At 63.4% G+C, this 16,888-nt stretch carries 12 protein-coding genes; 5 read left to right on the forward strand and 7 right to left on the reverse strand.

Annotated elements, in window-relative coordinates; genetic code table 11:
* Positions 1 to 152: 152 nt before the first annotated feature.
* The 3 genes from O0879_RS12440 to O0879_RS12450 all read left to right on the forward strand — a co-directional run bounded on the left by O0879_RS12440 (position 153) and on the right by O0879_RS12450 (position 2,783).
* The gene (locus O0879_RS12440; RefSeq protein WP_077407612.1) at positions 153 to 437 is read left to right on the forward strand and encodes a hypothetical protein; all 285 of its coding nucleotides are present in this window, start codon (positions 153 to 155) and stop codon (positions 435 to 437) included.
* Between the two features lie 44 nt (positions 438 to 481).
* Entirely contained in the window at positions 482 to 1,378 is an 897-nt protein-coding gene (locus tag O0879_RS12445) for a MurR/RpiR family transcriptional regulator (protein ID WP_289916706.1), read from the forward strand.
* An 82-nt stretch (positions 1,379 to 1,460) separates the two neighbouring features.
* Positions 1,461 to 2,783 carry an aspartate aminotransferase family protein gene (locus tag O0879_RS12450; protein WP_289916708.1) on the forward strand — a complete coding sequence of 441 codons (1,323 nt, stop codon included), beginning with the start codon at positions 1,461 to 1,463 and terminating at the stop codon, positions 2,781 to 2,783.
* On the opposite strand, the gene O0879_RS12455 is transcribed toward O0879_RS12450, so the two are convergent.
* Genes O0879_RS12455 through tssF form a run of 7 tightly spaced genes read right to left on the reverse strand, consistent with a single transcriptional unit; the run spans position 2,780 to position 13,629 of the window.
* On the reverse strand, positions 2,780 to 3,043 hold the full coding sequence (locus O0879_RS12455; RefSeq protein ID WP_289904035.1) for a PAAR domain-containing protein: 264 nt from the start codon (positions 3,041 to 3,043) through the stop codon (positions 2,780 to 2,782). The genes O0879_RS12450 and O0879_RS12455 overlap by 4 nt on opposite strands.
* Before the next feature lie 28 nt (positions 3,044 to 3,071).
* Entirely contained in the window at positions 3,072 to 4,370 is a 1,299-nt protein-coding gene (locus tag O0879_RS12460) for a hypothetical protein (protein WP_289916709.1), read from the reverse strand.
* Positions 4,367 to 5,710, reverse strand: a complete 1,344-nt coding sequence (locus O0879_RS12465) for a hypothetical protein (protein ID WP_289916712.1) — start codon at positions 5,708 to 5,710, stop codon at positions 4,367 to 4,369. The genes O0879_RS12460 and O0879_RS12465 overlap by 4 nt, the downstream gene beginning before the upstream one ends.
* A gap of 32 nt (positions 5,711 to 5,742) precedes the next feature.
* Positions 5,743 to 7,992 carry a hypothetical protein gene (locus O0879_RS12470; protein WP_289916714.1) on the reverse strand — a complete coding sequence of 750 codons (2,250 nt, stop codon included), beginning with the start codon at positions 7,990 to 7,992 and terminating at the stop codon, positions 5,743 to 5,745.
* 22 nt (positions 7,993 to 8,014) lie between these two features.
* Entirely contained in the window at positions 8,015 to 10,759 is a 2,745-nt protein-coding gene (locus O0879_RS12475; protein WP_289916716.1) for a type VI secretion system Vgr family protein, read from the reverse strand.
* 48 nt (positions 10,760 to 10,807) lie between these two features.
* Positions 10,808 to 11,836 (reverse strand): type VI secretion system baseplate subunit TssG, encoded by a 1,029-nt coding sequence (gene tssG, locus O0879_RS12480; RefSeq protein ID WP_289916717.1) that lies wholly within the window; start codon positions 11,834 to 11,836, stop codon positions 10,808 to 10,810.
* Positions 11,797 to 13,629, reverse strand: a complete 1,833-nt coding sequence (tssF, locus tag O0879_RS12485; RefSeq protein WP_289916719.1) for a type VI secretion system baseplate subunit TssF — start codon at positions 13,627 to 13,629, stop codon at positions 11,797 to 11,799. Before tssF ends, tssG begins: the two co-directional genes overlap by 40 nt.
* A gap of 297 nt (positions 13,630 to 13,926) precedes the next feature.
* Between tssF and O0879_RS12490 the strand changes: the two genes are divergently transcribed.
* Complete coding sequence (locus tag O0879_RS12490; RefSeq protein ID WP_289916721.1) at positions 13,927 to 16,137, forward strand: serine/threonine-protein kinase; 2,211 nt, start codon at positions 13,927 to 13,929, stop codon at positions 16,135 to 16,137.
* Entirely contained in the window at positions 16,134 to 16,691 is a 558-nt protein-coding gene (locus tag O0879_RS12495) for a hypothetical protein (RefSeq protein WP_289916723.1), read from the forward strand. The genes O0879_RS12490 and O0879_RS12495 overlap by 4 nt, the downstream gene beginning before the upstream one ends.
* Positions 16,692 to 16,888: the final 197 nt, after the last annotated feature.

The following is a 16,888-nucleotide window of genomic DNA, read 5'->3' on the forward strand; positions in this document are numbered from 1 at the left end:
TCCTTCAAGGGTTTTCAGCGCCAGCCGGCAACGGTTGGCGTTTTTTTTGCCTTGTGGAATCTATCCGACAGTGGAATTGATCTGGCGCAAAGTGGTGGCGCCGGGGCGCTTTTATGCTGGCAGCTTGACTAGCGAACCCGGCGGGGGACAGCATGCGCAATGCACGGCCCATCGACACACAATTATTCCAACCCGACATCCCGGTACGGCTCGACATGCGCACGGCGGCGCTGGTCGAGCATGCGCTGGCCTTGCAGGAAATGGCCGGCACGGGCGCCGCCGCCCTGTTCCTGCACTGCCACGACGTGCCGCTGCCCACCGCCCTGCGCGTGCTGACGACGGGACCGCGCCGCAAACCGGCCGGGCCGCACCTGTTTGCCCGCCTGCGTCCACGCACGGCCGCCCGGGTGCAAGGCGCGCCGCTACCAGCGCGCTGACGAATCCTGTACCATCGCCGCAACCTATCAACTGAGGCACGGCGATGCAGGCAGCGACACCCCACGATTCCTATGCGGCACTGATGGACCTGATCAAGGCGCGCCATGCGCAGCTGAGCCCGCAATTCCAGGCCGGCGCCCGCTACCTGGCCGACCATCCGGACGAAGTGGCCGTCTCGTCGATGCGCAGCATCGCCGCGCGCGCGCAGGTGCAATCGGCCGCCCTCGTGCGCCTGGCGCAGCAGCTGGGCTTTGCCGGCTGGCCCGAACTCAAGGCCATCTTCGTCGAACGCCTGCGCGCGGGACCAAGCGGCTACGCGGCAAAAGCCGGCGCGCTGGCCGGCAAAGAGGGAAAAGAGCGCGACCTGGTCACCGAAGTGTTCACGGTGCAGCAGCGCAACCTGGCCGCCACGGAAAGCACCAACCACGCGGCCCTGGACGGGGCCGCCAATCTGCTGCAGGCGGCGCCCCGCGTGCACGTAGCCGGCTTTCGCGCCGCCCACCCGATCGCCTACACCCTGCACTACCTGTACCGGCTGCTGCGCCCCAGCGTACAGCTGCTGAGCGGCCAGGGCGGCACCCTGGAAATGGACTTGCGCGCCCTGCAGGCGGACGAAGCCGTCGTCGTCGTCAGCTTCGCGCCGTATTCGAGCGAAGCGCTGCTGGTGGCGCAGGCGGCGCGCCAGGCCGGCTGCCGGGTGGTCGCCATCAGCGACAGCGCCATGTCGCCGCTGGCCCTGCAGGCCGACGCCAGCATCGTCATCGCCGTCGACAGCCCCTCGTTCTTCCCCTCCATCGTGGCCGGCGTCGCGGCCGTCGAAAGCCTGGTGGAACTGCTGGTGGCGCGCGCGGGGCCGGCTGCGGTCACGGCCATCGGCGCGGCGGAACAGCAATTGCGGGCGCTGGGCGCCTACGCAAAAACATCAAATGATGTAAATTAAAAACAAATACATCAAACGTTGCAATATGACGTGACGCATCCTATAATCGGCCATCTCCCCTTGCCGATAAGAAAGCGACGCCATGAGCCATGTCTTCCACCGCAGCCTGACCGCCAGCTATCCCATCGCCACGGGCGGCGACGGCCCTTACCTGATCGATGCGGACGGCAAGCGCTACCTGGACGCCTGCGGCGGCGCGGCCGTCTCCTGCCTCGGCCATTCGGATGCGGCCGTGATCGCCGCCGTGCAACGGCAGGTTGCCAGCATGGCGTATGCGCACAGCTCCTTCTTTACCACCGAGCCAATGGAGCAGCTGGCCGATTTCCTCGTCGCCCGCGCGCCAGCCGGCATCGACAGCGTGTATTTCGTCTCGGGCGGTTCGGAAGCGGTGGAAAGCGCGCTGAAAATGGCGCGCCAGTATTTCGTCGAACGGGGCCAGCCGCAGCGCCGCCACGTCATCGCGCGCCGCCAGAGCTATCACGGCAACACCCTGGGCGCGCTGGCCACGGGCGGCAACGCTTGGCGCCGCCAGCAGTTCGAGCCGCTGCTGATCGACGTCACCCACGTGTCTCCCTGCTACGCCTGGCGCGACCAGGCAGCCTATGAAACGGACAGCGACTACGTGGCGCGCCTGGGCCAGGAGCTGGAAGAGCATATCGCCGCACTGGGCGCGGACAAGGTCATGGCCTTCATCGCCGAACCCGTCGTCGGCGCCACGGCTGGCGCCCTGCCCGCCGTCGCCAGCTACTTCCAGCGCATGCGCGCCATTTGCCAGCGCCACGGCATCCTCCTGATCCTCGACGAAGTCATGTGCGGCATGGGGCGCACGGGCAGCCTGTTCGCCTGCGAGCAGGAAGGCGTCACGGCTGACCTCATCTGCATCGCCAAGGGCCTGGGCGCCGGCTACCAGCCCATCGGCGCCGTGATGGTGTCGCAAGACATCCGCGACACGATCCGCGCCGGCACGGGTTTCTTCCAGCACGGCCACACGTATATCGGCCACGCCACGGCCTGCGCCGCCGCGCTGGCCGTGCAGCAGCAGATCGAGGAACGCGATCTGCTGGCCAACGTGCGCGCCATGGGCGCCTTGCTGCAAGAGCGGCTGCATGCGCGTTTCGACGGCCATGCGCACGTGGGCGACATCCGCGGCCGCGGCCTGTTCCTGGGCCTGGAACTGGTGCAGGACCGCGCCACCAAGCAGCCGTTCGACCCGGCCCGCCGCCTGCACGCACGCATCAAGGCGCACGCCATGCAGAACGGGCTGATGTGCTATCCCATGGGCGGCACCATCGACGGCCTGCACGGCGACCACATCCTGCTGGCGCCGCCCTACATCATCGACGCCAGCCATGTCGACGAGATCGTCGACAAGCTGGGCACGGCCATAGACACGAGCGTGACCTAAGCGCGCCCGCTGTTGCCGACGGTAGACATCAGGCTGGCGCCGCAGCTGGTCTTGTGACCGTCAAACGCCACGGGCACGCCGTCGATCAGCACCTGCGGATCGCCCTCGGCGATCACGCAGCGTACGTGGCCCTTGATCGGGCAAACGCAAGGGTCGCCCTTGCGCGCCACGGCCACGCCCAGCACGGTACTCTTCGGCGCCGCGCCCACCACCTTGCCGCCATGGCTGGTGGGGTCGTTCAAGCGGATCACGCCACGCATGCTCTTCTCCCCGGATGTATCAAGCGTCTCATTGCGAAAACCCCTGGTAATACTCAGGCGCATCGTGGCGCAAGCCCCACCACGGCAAGTACGCATGGTTGCCGCCACGCGCGCGGAACCAGGGCTTGTCGGGCCGGATCGGCCGCACGACGGCAGGCGGCGCCACCACCAGCGCCACGGGCGCCGACAGGTCGCTGGTGCCGGCCACCAGCACGGGCTTGCCAAAGTGATGCGCATAGGCAATGCCCAGCGCCACGTTCGTCAAAGCAGTGCCCGCGCCCGTCTCGCCCAGCACGGCAGTCAGATTGAAGCTTTGCTTGAGAAGGTCGAATTCCGGCAATTGCAGGGTAAGCGTCTGCGCCAGCGCGCCCAGCCGTGCTGAAGAGTCCTCGTGTGTATTGCCCGCATCATGGATCAGATAGCCAATCTCCGTATCCTGCCTGTTGGCCTTCGCTGCCGCCTCCTCGATGGCCGCCGTCCACGCCTGCACCAGGCGCGGCGGTTCGCCCTTTTTGACGTCAAAATCCGCCGCCTGTTTCGTACTCGGATAGCCGAGCCACGCCAGCGGCGCCCGCTCCGTTTTAAAGTCGGGACCGGCAAGCACCAGCAGCACCAGGTTTTCGTTGATTTGCCGGTCCAGAGGTCGGCTAGGCGCATCCCAGTTCATGGCCCAGACGGTTTCCTTGGGATGGCTTTGCAGGTAATCGAGCGCGGCAGCCAAGGAGGTAAAGCCAGCGTTGGGGCCGCCCATGGTGACGCGGACGTCGGGAAGCGTAGCGCGCGTCCAGAGTGTCGGGAAGTTTGGGTTGCCAATGGTAAAGATGCGGCGCACATAGTCTTGCACGAAAGCGCCGGCATCCGTCGGGTCGAGTTTTCCGTCAGGGATGGCGTATTCGATATGGATGCCAGCCAGCTCGCGCCAGCGTGATTTGTTTTCAGCAAAGTGAACGTTGTAGAAGTACTCTGGATCGGAGTAGTACACGTCATGAATTAAATTGAAAGTCTTCTCTATGTATTTTTCATGGTAACCATCGAACGTTTCAGAACCATCATTTCCAACCGCGACAGAAGCAATACTTTGCAGACGGGTATATTTCTCGGGTTTTTCCCTGACCATCTCATCGTCCGGATTCGGCTGCACCAGTCCCATAGTCCACAGCAATTGCCATTGCGTGGGGTAATCCCGACGCTGCAGGGGATTCAGCCATTGCAGCCCCACCACCTGCGCCATCAACGGGCCGCTGCGTGGCACCGTCGCTTCCTGCAAGGGCGCCGTCGCGCACGCGCCAAGCAAAAGCGACATGAGAACACCGATCAGCGCCCTCATTGCGAAAACCCCTGGTAATACTCAGGCGCATCGTGGCGCAAGCCCCACCACGGCAAATACGCATGGTTGCCGCCGCGCGCGCGGAACCACGGCTTGTCGGGCCGGATCGGCCGCACGACAGCGGGCGGCGCCACCACCAGCGCCACGGGCGCCGACAGGTCGCTGGTGCCGGCCACCAGCACGGGCTTGCCAAAGTGATGCGCATAGGCGATGCCCAGCGCCACGTTTGTCAGGGCCGTACCCGCGCCCGTCTCGCCCAGCACGGCGGTCAGATTGAAGCTTTGCTTGAGGAAATCGAATTCCGGCAATTGCAGGGTAAGCGTCTGCGCCAGCGCGCCCAGCCGTGCTGAAGAGTCCTTGTGCGTATTGCCCGCATCATGGATGAGATAGCCAATCTCCGTATCCTGCCTGTTGGCCTTCGCCGCCGCCTCCTCGATGGCCGCCGTCCACGCCTGCACCAGGCGCGGCGGTTCGCCCTTTTTGACGTCAAAATCCGCCGCCTGTTTCGTGCTCGGATAGCCGAGCCACGCCAACGGCGCCCGCTCCGTCTTAAAGTCGGGACCGGCCAGCACCAGCAGCACCAGGTTTTCGTTGATCTGCCGGTCCAGGGGCCGGCTGGGCGCATCCCAGCTCATGGCCCAGACGGTTTCCTTGGGGTGGCTTTGCAGGTAGTCGAGCGCGGCGGCCAAGGAGGTAAAACCGGCGTTAGGGCCGCCCATGGTGACGCGAACTTCGGGCAGGATGGAGCGGGTCCACAGTGTAGGGAAGTTTGGGTTGCCGATGGTAAAGGTGCGGCGCACATAGTCTTGCACGAAAGCACCAGCATCTACCGGGTCGAGTTTTCCTTCAGGGATAGCATATTCGATATGGATGCCGGCCAGCTCACGCCAGCGTGATCTGTCTTCAGCAGAATGGACGTTGTAAAAATACTCGGGGTCGGAATAATAAATATCATGGAACAAATTAAATACTTTCCGAATGTACTTACGATGATATCCATCAAACGTTTCCGCACCGTCACTTCCCCCTGCGACTGGTGAAATAGCCTGCAAGCTGGAATACTTTTTCGGATTTTCTTTGACCATATCGTCGCCTGGATTCGGCTGCACCAGTCCCATAGTCCACAGTAGTTGCCATTGCGTGGGGTAATCCCGACGCTGCAGCGGATTCAACCATTGCACAGCGACGACCTGTGCCATATAGCGGCGTTTGTCAGTGTCAGGTACCTCGGTAACAGCATTTTCCGACGCAGGCGGCGATGAACGAAGACGTACACAGGCCGTCAGGGAAATCAACGCCAGAAAAACCATCAAAGCATAAATAAAAAAGGATTTCGTCATATTGAATTCTCCATTTTTAAGACACTGCAATGTCACCCATGGGCGCACTCTCCTGACGTTGGCTTGACGGCAGGTGGTGGATTTTCACGCTTATCGACTATCAAACTAGGCATACTGGCCGGTCCGCCTTCGCTACCTGCCCAAACGGTTATCTTTAATTCATCAATGGTGGCACTTGCGAAATATTGCTCAAAAGTCTTTGCAAAATCGGGCTCGTCCACCCACTCCAACAACCTCCAATCCGCCGCCACCCGCAACTTGCGCAACTGCTCAGCCTTGATGCGGCACACGCCCACCGCCACGTCATACGCAAGCGCCCGCTCCGCGTGCATGGCGTTGGTCAGGATGGAGGAATGGTCGGTGGCGTACGCGCCCGCATGGCTGGACATCATTTCGCCGATGCGCGTGCTGCGCCATTGCTGGTAGTCGGCGTCTGGCGTGGCGTTGGGCATTTCCTGCTGCACTTTTTTGCCCGCAGGACTTTTCCCTTCCCGTACAGCCTGGGCGCGTATCACCGCGCGCTGCTCGAACCGCAAACGCGCCTCGTCGTCGGCCGTGCCCTTCGCGCTGTCCACGCGTTTGGCCTCGTCTTTTCCCGCCTGCCCCTGCAGGCCGCCGGGCGGGATGGCATGATCGGCAAGGTAATCGTCGCCGGCAGTACGCTGTTTTCCGGCCTGACGCGATTCGCCGGGCGGATCATAGCCTTCGTCGAATTCCTCGCTGGTCTGGCCAAAGCGCAAGGACTGCGGCGTGAAGGGCTGCAACAAGTCGGGCGCGTTCAGTTCGATTTTCCAATCCTTGTGGGGAGAGGCATTGCAGGGGCTGCGAGCCAGGCCCGTCATCACGATGAACAGGGGCGCAAACCCGACAGTCAGGATGGTGGACAAGCGGCTCTCCTGGCTGGCCTCGACGCCCTGCTTGACGGAATAAGACGCATATTTCTGTGCCGGAAACCAGAAATCGTTGCCGCCCGGCGCAGGCTTGCGCCAGTGATCGGTCCAGTAGTGATAGCTGCCTTGCTTGCCCACCTCGAAACCCTGGGCAAACACGCGCTGCACGCACACGCCTGCCGCGTCGGTGGCGGCCAGCTCGCCGCCGTCCTTGCTGTCCCTGGCCAGCGAGCCCGACAGGCCGCGCCAGCCGATGCCCTCGATGGCCACGGACGACACCACCACGTCGTGCGGATTGCAATAGATGGTCACCCGGCCATATGATGACTTCTTGCCGCCGCGCGCGGCGCCGGCAATCCCGTATCGTTCACGATCTTTGGCGGCGGAAAAACCGTGCTGCAAGTTGGCCATGCAGCGGTCGATTTCCTCGTCTGTCTGCAGTTCGCCCAGGGTGGCGCGCTGGCGGATGATGGCAAAGAAGTTTTTCAAGGTATCCAGGCGCGCCTGCACCGTCACCCTGCCCGTGCTGCCGTCCGCCGCGCGCAGATTGCCGGCTACCCAGTTCTCGGCGCTATTGCGTTTCGCCAAACTGTACGGAGAATTGCAGATGACATAGTTATCGGCCACGCAAGGAACGCCATCCACCTTGGGCAGGCGGGCGCCGAGAAAGGCGGCCGCCATCGCCACCATCGTGCCCTGGCTGTGGCACACGATGGTGACCGGCACGTCGGCCTGCTGCTGGCGGATGGCTTCGGCCAGCCTGGCCAGGCGATAGGCGGCCAGCACGAAATACGGGCGCGGCGGGCAACTGTACACTTGCCGCTCCGAAAAGGGATTCATGTGCTGGATCTTGTTCCACAAAAACAAATCCTCGCTCAGCCCCTCCTTCCACAGGTCGGCCAGCGCGCTGCAGCCATTGGCAAACGGGCCGCCGCCCCAGTAATCCTGTTCGTTCAGGTAGATGCCCTTGCCGTATTTCTGCAGTTCTTCGCCGGAAGCCTTGTAGCCCCAGCGAAAGCGGAGCACGGGAGAAAACGTGCCGGCATCGCGGATCAGGGTATCGGCCGACATCTCCGGATGGAGAAAGCCTTCCGCCGTGATCTCGGCGCCATAATTGACCGCCTTCAGTTCGCCGCCTTCCACGCCACGGTGCTGCAGGTGATGACAGGAACGCTTGAGGCGCTCGTTGAGGCCGTTGCACAGGCCTTCTTCCGCGGCCGCGTACCACTCGCCGTCGGAATTGACGCCGTGCACGAAGATGATGATGCCGGGCAGCGGCAACTGTTGCAGCGTGTCCCGGTCGCTGCTCTGGAAATTGGCGTTGCAGGAAAACTGGCCGAGGATATCGATTTTGGGATCGTCGCACAGCGGCGGGCGGGGATCGAACTGCATGGCGTGTCTCCTATGTCGGGGTTCAGGAACGGCGGCGGAAGAAGAATCCCTTCAGCCGCTGCAGGTGGTCGGTCGCCACCTTCGGCCCGCGCCCATCGGCATCGCTGACGCCCGTCAACGGGCTGTCGCCTTCGCGCTCGATGTGCACTTCCACGCCTTCGACGGGCAAGCCGTCGGTGGGACGCAGCAAGCGCGGCACGCGGCCCAAGTCGCCTTCGCCGAAGGTGGGCAGTTCGCCTTTCATGCTGGCCGGACCGCTCCAGTGGTGGCCGTCGGTCTTCACCGTCAACGCGCCCGGCCCGCCCAGCTCCACGGCGCCGCCGGACAGTTTCAGGTAGGCGCCGCCCGCCGTCATGAAGGTGATTTCGTCCTGCGCCACGCCGACCAGGCGCGTGCCCGCCGTCAGGCGGATGTCCTTGGCGGCGTCCGCCTGCAACAAGTCGTGCTGGCTTTGCAGCAAGAACTTGCCGAAGTGGGCCACCTGCACGATGCCATCCTGGTGCGCGAACAGGGAAATGCCCTTGCCCGCGTTGACGTTGCAGCGCTGGGCCGCGCTCAGCTGCAGATGCTGTTGTGCCACCAGGTCGATATTCGCGCCCGCATTGCCGGCGATGGTCCTGGGCGTGCTCAGCGCCACGCCCTCGGGCGCCGCGATGCTGACGGCGGGCTGGTCGGCGGCAATGGCGGCCCCCAGCGCCTTGCTGCCGGCCGCGTCCAGCGCCAGCGCCTGGTACTGGGCGGCAAACTCGCCCAGGGACGTGAACAATTCCAGGCATTCCTTCATCACGGCGGCATGCTCGCTGCTGTCGAGCTGCTTGCCGCTGGCGCCCAGCTGTTTCCAGGCCGAAATCAGCAGCGAGCGGGCCGTGCGCACGCTGCCGCTGGCGTCGCTGCGCAATTCAAAGCCGTCGCCGCGCTGCCGCCCTGCCCCGTCGCTGCGCGGCTCGGTCAGGTAGCCGAGGTTCAGTTGCGAGGCCGCCTGGTCGCTGGCCAGCTGTGCGCTGATCTGCGACGGCGTGTCGTCAAAGCACAGCTGATTGCCGCGCCCGCCCCGCACTTCGCGGCTGCGCATGCCGGACAGGTAGCGGTTGCCGGGCAAGGCGCCGCGCGCGCTCAAGCCCGGCGGCGCGCCCACGGCGTTGTACAGCTGGCCGACGATGATGGGCCGGTCCGGGTCGCCGCCGAGAAAATCGATCAGCACTTCCGCGCCAATGCGCGGCAAGGTCAGCGTGCCGCATTGCCTGCCGTTGCCCGGTCCATTGCCCGTCCAGCTCGATGCCACGCGCACCCAGGCCGAATCGCGCTCCGTATCGGACGCGCCGCTGCCGTTGGCATGCGCGTGGTCCGGCGCGCGCGTGGCGCCAAAACGCACCTTGACCCGTCCCAGCGCATCGCAATGCACCTCTTCGCCGGCAGGCCCCGCGACCAGCGCGCTTTGCAGGCGCACGACGGGAAAATCGCTGCGCGGGTCAAAGGCAGGGACGATGGCAATGCCGCGCCGCACGCAAGTAAAACGGTTGTGGTAACGCAAGACCGCCCGGCCATCGGCACCCGCCCCTTGCGGCTGGCCAGCGTCACACTGCCAGCCGCTCTGCGCAAACAGGCGCTCGACACGGGCGTCCAGACCTGTCGGCAAGTTATTGCTGGCCGCCACGCTCAAGGCCGTGATGACGAAACTGCGCTCGGCCACCGGGTGGCTGTCGATGTCCGCATGCCCTTCCAGGCTGAACCACTGGCCCGCGCAAAAGTCGCGCACGCAGCCTTCTCCCTGGAAACACTTGCTGTCCAAATCGTGACGCGCCATCGCCAGCTGGCCCAGTTGCCGCAAGTCGTCATTGCTGGCGGCGGCCAGCGGCGGCTCCACGATATAGTCGTCGAGACTGGCTGCGAAGCGATTGCCATTGCTGCCCTGATCCACGCCGCCCTGCGACTGCGTTGCCATGAACTGCGGGCTGTGCGGGTGACCATCGTCCCAGCTGTAGCGCTCGGACTTTCCCGGCTGCAAGCGGCGCACGGCGCTCCAGGCCGTCACGGCATCCCTTTCCTCGGTGGCGTCATCGCGGTGATAGCGCACCGTGCCGGCCGCGTTGTGCGCCAGGCGGCTGGCGTCGTCGAACAGCAGCAGGGTATGCACGGGCGTGGTGGCGGCGTTCGAACTGGCCGGCGCTCCCGCCTGGAAGCACCAGGCGATGCCGCGTCGCCGGAGCAGGCGGCGGATAAAGGCGGCATCGGATTCATTGTGCTGCATCGTGAATTCGCGCGCGGGCAAGCTGCGCGCCGCCAGCGCCCCGTCAATGGCGAGATCCAGGCTGGCCGCGAGCAAGCTATTGCCCTGTCGCCACTCATCAAACAGAAGCTGCACGATCTGCAATTCATGCTTGTTGCGGAACACGCGCGTATTGATGCGTTTCTCCATCAAGGCCAGGCCGTCGCGCAGCACCAGCTGATAGGTGGCCAGGCCGCCATCGCTCTGCCCCGCGCACGCTTCGGCGACGATGCCGCACACCTTGCGTAGCTGTCCCTGGTCGTTCACGATCTGTAGCTCGGCCGGCACGGCGATGAACTGCTTCAGCGGCAGCTGTGCCTCCGTGGCCACGCACAGGATGCGGTATTCCAGACCGCCGCAGATGGCCTCGCTGCCGCTGATGCGCTGCGGCAGCAAGACATCGTCATTGACGCCCTGCGGGTAGGCGAGGCGCAGCCGCAAGGCGCGATTGCCTGCTGTCAAGACCTTGTCCACGGCCAGCCATTGCGCGAAGTCTTCCATGGTTTTCTTCCTTCCAACAGTCAGCGGGGTCCATCATTCACGGCGGTCTCAGGCGGAGCCATCGAATCGCAGGTCGTAATGCATGTCATCACGGTCACGGGCCGACAACTTGCCGGCCAGAAAGGCATCCTCCGCCAGGCAGGCGCCCCTGCCCAGGACGCAGCCACGCACGTCTTCGCGCCGCAAGACCAGGCGGATCTCGAAGCTCACGCCAGGCAAGCCGAACAGCACCAGCATCTGGCGCAGGGCCAGCGCGCCTGGCCGGCCGGGCAAGAAATCCTCGTAGGCGCGGCGGCTTAGCGGCCCCAGCACCAGGCGCACGCGCAAGTCGGCGCGCCGGCAGCGTTCGCCCAGCATGGCCCCCTGCCCCAGCCGGGCATGGGCGGCGGCCAGCAAGGTGCGCTCCTGCGCTGCGCGCCGGAACCAGGCGCCGACAAAACGCTGCAAACGCACGGGCACGCCGAAATACTCGGCCAGCACCGCCTGCATCACATCGGCCGACACGGGCCGGTGGCGCAGCAAGGCCGCGTAATGGGCCAGCACATGCGCAGGCAAACCATCTTCCTGCCTGGCTACCTCGGCAGGCCAGGCGCCCGCCAACGCCAGCTGCAGGGGAAGGAATTCGCCGCCGTCGGCGTCCTGCTGGCATTCGATGCGATAGCGGGCCCAGGCCTGGTAAAACAGGGTCAGCACCCGGTGCGACAGCGCATCGAGCCAGTCGCGGGGAGCACCGTCGCCCGTCTGCCGCTCATGGCGGACCAGCGTTTCCGTGTAATGCAGCGGCAAGCTGCCATGCACGCCCAAAAAACCCAGCATGGCCGCCTGCACATGCACCTGCGTCTCGCCGTCCGCCTGCGGCTCCAGCCACAGTTGTTCGATTTCCCCTGGAGCAAACGACAGCGAGGCACTGCCATGCAGACGCAGGCAATCGCGAAACACTTGCTCCTGTGAAATGCCTTGCTGCATCATCCAGGCACACAACAAACGCACGGCCTGAAAGAAACCGGTGCCGGACGGATCGGCCAGCAGGCGCGCGACTACGCCAGCGTCTGGTTTCCATTGCGTGGCAGGCAGCACAGCAACTCCTTTCCATTCTTCTGCGACAAGACGATCAGGCGGGTAAACGAACCCAGGTGCACGTACAGCCCGAGAAAGCGTTCGATGACCTGGGCAAACGCATGCAAGCCGCTGCCGACAAAGGCTTCCTCGTCGACGGACAGCAGGACGTCGATGCCGAAGACCAGGCTGCCGCCCGCCTCGTCGTGCAGCCAGGTGCTGGCGGCGCGCTGGCGCAGTCCGGTCATGCCCGCGATCTGGCGCGCGGCACTGGCCGAACCGGGCAAGTTGTACAACTCGAGTATCTGCTTGAAGAGCGGCAAGCCCTGCTCGCTCAGCGACTGATGATTCAGGGACAATTGCGCGATCAGCCGCCAGTGCGACGCCGCACCCGCAGGGAAGCGACAGGGCGCGCCGGGCTTGCGCAGCAGGCGCACCGGCAAGGCGCTGGCCGCGCCGTCATGGTGCAAGTCGCCTGCGGCATGGCCGAACACCAGGCGGCTGGGCAAGTCGCGGTTGCTGCAGGTGAGCATGATGGACACCGTTTGCGTCGTGTCGTGCAGCGGCTGCATGGCGCCGTCGACAAAGGAGATGCGCATGTCATAGCCGGGATGGCTCAGCGCCATATCCTCGTCGCGCCGCGTCACCCAATAACGCCCCTGGCGCCCGCCCGCCTCGCCATGGAGCATCGAATAAAACGGGTGAAACGTGTCCAGCGCGGCGCCTTGCTCCGCTTCACCGAGAACCTGCACACTGTCGACGCTGTGGATGTCGTAGCAATGCGCCTGCCTGACCGACGGCAGCAGCACATAATCGGCGCTCGCGTGCGTCAGGCGGATGGGATTGGCGGCCTGGCGGAACAGGTTGACGACAGGCGTGCACCCCGGCACCAGATGCCTTGCGGACAGGGGCCGCAAGATGCGTGCGATATCCGCGTCGGCCTGCACGTCGGCCAGCAGCAAGTGCACGGTGCAACGCCGGCAGGCCGGCGGCAACAATGGGCGCAGCGCGGCCAGGTCGAGGTCGACGAAATTGAATTTATCCGGAAAGGCAAACCATTCGCCCAACAGAAGGTAAGCGGGATGCGAGGCGGCCCTGGCCGGTATCAATGCGTCCTCGGCGGCAAAGCCGACCGGATGCACAGGCACCGCGTCCAGCGCCTGCCACGCGCCATCGACTTCCACATAGGCGCGGCGGGCACGCAGGAACAGGCTGTCGCGCAGGGTGGCGCAGAACGCAGGTTCGCCGTCGAGGAACAGGCGCAGCATCGGCAGCGCCAGCCCGTCCAGCGTGGACGTGGCGCCCGCCGCTTCGAGCGTGATGCTGATCGCCGCCCCCAGATCCGGCGTCAGGCGCACCGCGGGCGGCGCCGCCACGATGGATTGGAAGCGCACGTCGGACAGGCGCAGCGGCGCCACGACGACATCGTAGGTGGTGGTGAACTTGCAGGTGACGCCCTGATGCTCGGCAGCATGCATGACCGTGCCGCGCGGGATGGTGGCCAGCTCGGTCACCGTCGCCGCGTCGTTATCGATGCGCGCAATGGCGCAGGCGGGAAACGGGCGCAAATAATGGGGGAAGTTCACTTCCAGCAAGGTTTCGCTGAAGGCGCCGAAGCCGTCGGCCAGGCGCTTGGCCGTGCGCGCGTTGAACATGGCAAACGCCTGCAGCATGCGTGCCAGGTGCGGGTCGCCCATGTCGCCGCTCAGGATGCCCAGTGCGCCGGCGATGGCCGGATAGCGTCGGGCAAACGCCTGATTGTGCGCATGCAAGGTGCCCAGTTCGCGCTCGTAGTATTGCAGCAACTCGTCCATGCCCGCCCCCATCGCCTGATCGGCACATGCCGGTATAGCCCCGTCTGCATTATTGATGAAGCGGGAGGGAGGAAAATTGAGTTTGAACAAGATTGCGCGCATGCGTCAGCAAGGAGTGCCTTCCTGGCGCAGGTAAAGCAGCTTTTGTTCACTCCTTGTCAATATTAATTGACTTATTCGAAACAATCGTTTTAAATCAGGAAGTTACTCAAAATCAATCATCTTGAGCATTCCAACATCGCATTGACCCTTTTCAATGCTGGATGTCCACGTTGATGCACTCTGAAGCCAAGGTATATGGAACTGCTCGACTCCCTGCGTCAGACCCCGCCGCAAGACGACACGATCAGCGGGCACTATGAAGTGCGCCGCTTGCTGGGCGAAGGCGGTTTCGGCCATGTGTTCGAAGCCTGGGATGCCAAGCTGTGCCGTAGCGTGGCGCTCAAGCGCCTGAAACCGCAAGCCGACGTGCTGCATCCGGAAAAACTCATCAATGAAGCACGCCTGGCCGCCTCGCTCAGGCATGCGGCCTTCGTGCGCATCTTCGCCATCGAGGGCCAGGGCACGAGCCAATCCATCGTCATGGAACTGGTCGAAGGCCAGACCTTGGGGCAGTTCATGCACAGCGGCAAGGCCGACTTGCAGGGGGCGCTCGACATCGCCTACCAGATCGCCGACGCCATGGACGAGGCGCACGCCATGGACCTCGTCCACGGCGACCTGAAACCGTCGAACCTGATGCTGGAGGCGGACAGCAAGGTGCGCATCCTCGACTTCGGCCTGGCGCGCCACATCGACCCGCAAGCGACTCAAACGACCACCCTGTGCGACTTGCAGGGCACCATCGCCTACATGGCGCCCGAACGCCTGATGGGCCGCCTGCCCGACACGCGCGGCGACGTGTATGCCTTGGGCGCCATGCTGTACGAAATGCTGGCCGGCCAGCGCCACTTCGCCCACCTGAACGGCCTGGCCCTGGCCGCCGCCCACATGCAGGCGACGGAACCGTGGCCCGACCTGCCCGACTCCGTCCCGCCCGCCATCAATGCCCTCGTGCGCGCAATGACGGCGCACGACCCGGCCGAACGGCCGCGCACCATGCGCGACGTGCGCGAGGCGCTAGGGGCGCAGCGCGGCGAGCCGCCCACCCTGGCCACGCCCCTTGCCGACGAGATGCCTGCGAAGGAAGAACCGCCCGCCAGCGTCTCCATCCGCCTGCCCTTGCCTAGAAAACGCACATTAAAACTGGCCGCCGGGGCTATGCTGCTGGCACTTGCGGCATGGCAACTACCCAGGTCGCTGTCCACGGAACCTCGGGATGCCGCATATTCAGAAATCCAGGCCATGCAGAATGGCATGGAAAAACTCCGTCTATTCGATCACCAGGCCAGTCAACAACAGGCGATTGACTTGTTCAACAAAGTGCTGGAACACAATCCACGCAATGCAGCGGCGGCGGCCGGACTATCGTTGGCATATAGCCTACGTTATGTCGGTGATGGCCGGGATCCGACTTGGTTGCAACGCGCCGACGCGAGTGCACAGCAAGCCTTAGCTGTGGATGGCCAACTAGCCTTGGCGCATGTGGCCCAGGCATGGGTCTTGGAATTCCAAGGCAAACGCGTGACGGCATTACAGGCCGCGACGACGGCATTGAATCTGGATCCGCAAAACTTGCTGGGACTGTACGGCAAGATACGCAATCTAATTTATATGAAGCAGTTCGAACAAGCACTTCCACTGCTCGAAAACGCTACTAGTATTTATCCGCGGGAGAGATTATTCAGTTTGCAGCGAGGCATCATGCAGTTCCAGCAGGGTAACTACAAAAAAGCTGAACAGTCGTTCCGATACAGCATTCAACTGGATCCGCAGGCGGCAAACTCGTATGCCTACCTAAATGCGGCCCTGCTCCGCCAGGATCGCGGCGATGAGGCGCTGCGTGTATTGCAGCAGGGTTTGCAGATCCAACCGCACTGGGAGCTTTACACCAACTTGGGCACTTCGCTGTTTGCCCGTGGAGACTATATCGGTGCCGCCAATGCATTTGAAGATGCCGTTTCCAGCAGCAAAGGCAGCCCTGGAAATTATCTGCTCTGGGCTAACTTGGCAGATGCACAAAGGTGGATTCCAGCCCAAAAGGAAAAATCGCGGCGCTCCTACCAACGTGCAATTGATTTGCTGGCACCTCTATTAGAGGCAGCCCCGGATGAAATCACCTATAACTCGCGCATGGCGCTATACAGCGCGTATACCGGAGCACGTGAACAAGCACTGGCGATCATGCGAAAGGCGATCGCCTTGGCACCTGATACAGCCGATGTGCAGTTTCGTGCTGCAATGACACACGAACTCCTTGGAAACCGTGAACAAGCCTTAGCTGCGCTACGTCTTGCCGACAAGCGAGGCTATCCACTCAATCTGATTGAATCAGAACCGGAACTTTTAAACCTGCGACGAGATCCTCAGTACTTCAACTTCCTAACTGAAAGAGATAGTAAAAAATGACGCCTGTAAGCCCTTGGATGAAGTTATCCGTGCATTTTGATGCAGACCAGATCACCAATCAGCTCGACTACAGCTTCACCTCCTGTGACGGCACAGCAGACCCACGCCACGGCCCCTACATGGGCGGCGTGCACTTCCAGAAAGGCCAGCATGTGTACCTGGATGTCACTTGCTGCGGCTCCAGCGAGAGCGGCTTCACCTCATTCCAAATTGTCGACTGCTGCATTATCACCGTACCGCAACTGACGCAGATCGGCCCGAAAGTACCAACCATTTATTCGCCGCCATCGCCATTTTTGCAAGCTGTAGGCGCTACTTATCATTTGCCGCTGGACTTCGAGATCCAGCAGTTGTTGGGCGAACCCGATCAGACACCTCTGCACCGCATCCGCCAGGAGTGGAAACACAATTTGGACGTAGGCTATGCAGCAGGCCGTTGGGAATTGTCGTTCGTCATGACGGTACGCATCATGCGCGGCGAGGACGTCCAACCGGAACTACGCGTCTTCTCCTTCGATCCGGAAAGCTCGGTCGGCGGCTCTTCTGGCATGTAAGAACATTGGTGCGCAAATCCGTAGCGCACTTCCTCCTTCCATTGCCGCTGCATGCTTCCTGATACAGGCAATGGAAGGTACTCTACCGTCCCTGCACAATGCCCGCGCCACAGTCCCTTTGTTGATCATGAGCGGCTGTATCCATGGCAGATATTGCTCCAAGCCCTCACCCACTGCCCTATCGCTTGCGCCAACAC

Source organism: Janthinobacterium sp. SUN120 (genome assembly GCF_030397735.1).
GTDB classification, from domain to species: Bacteria; Pseudomonadota; Gammaproteobacteria; order Burkholderiales; family Burkholderiaceae_D; genus Janthinobacterium; species Janthinobacterium kumbetense.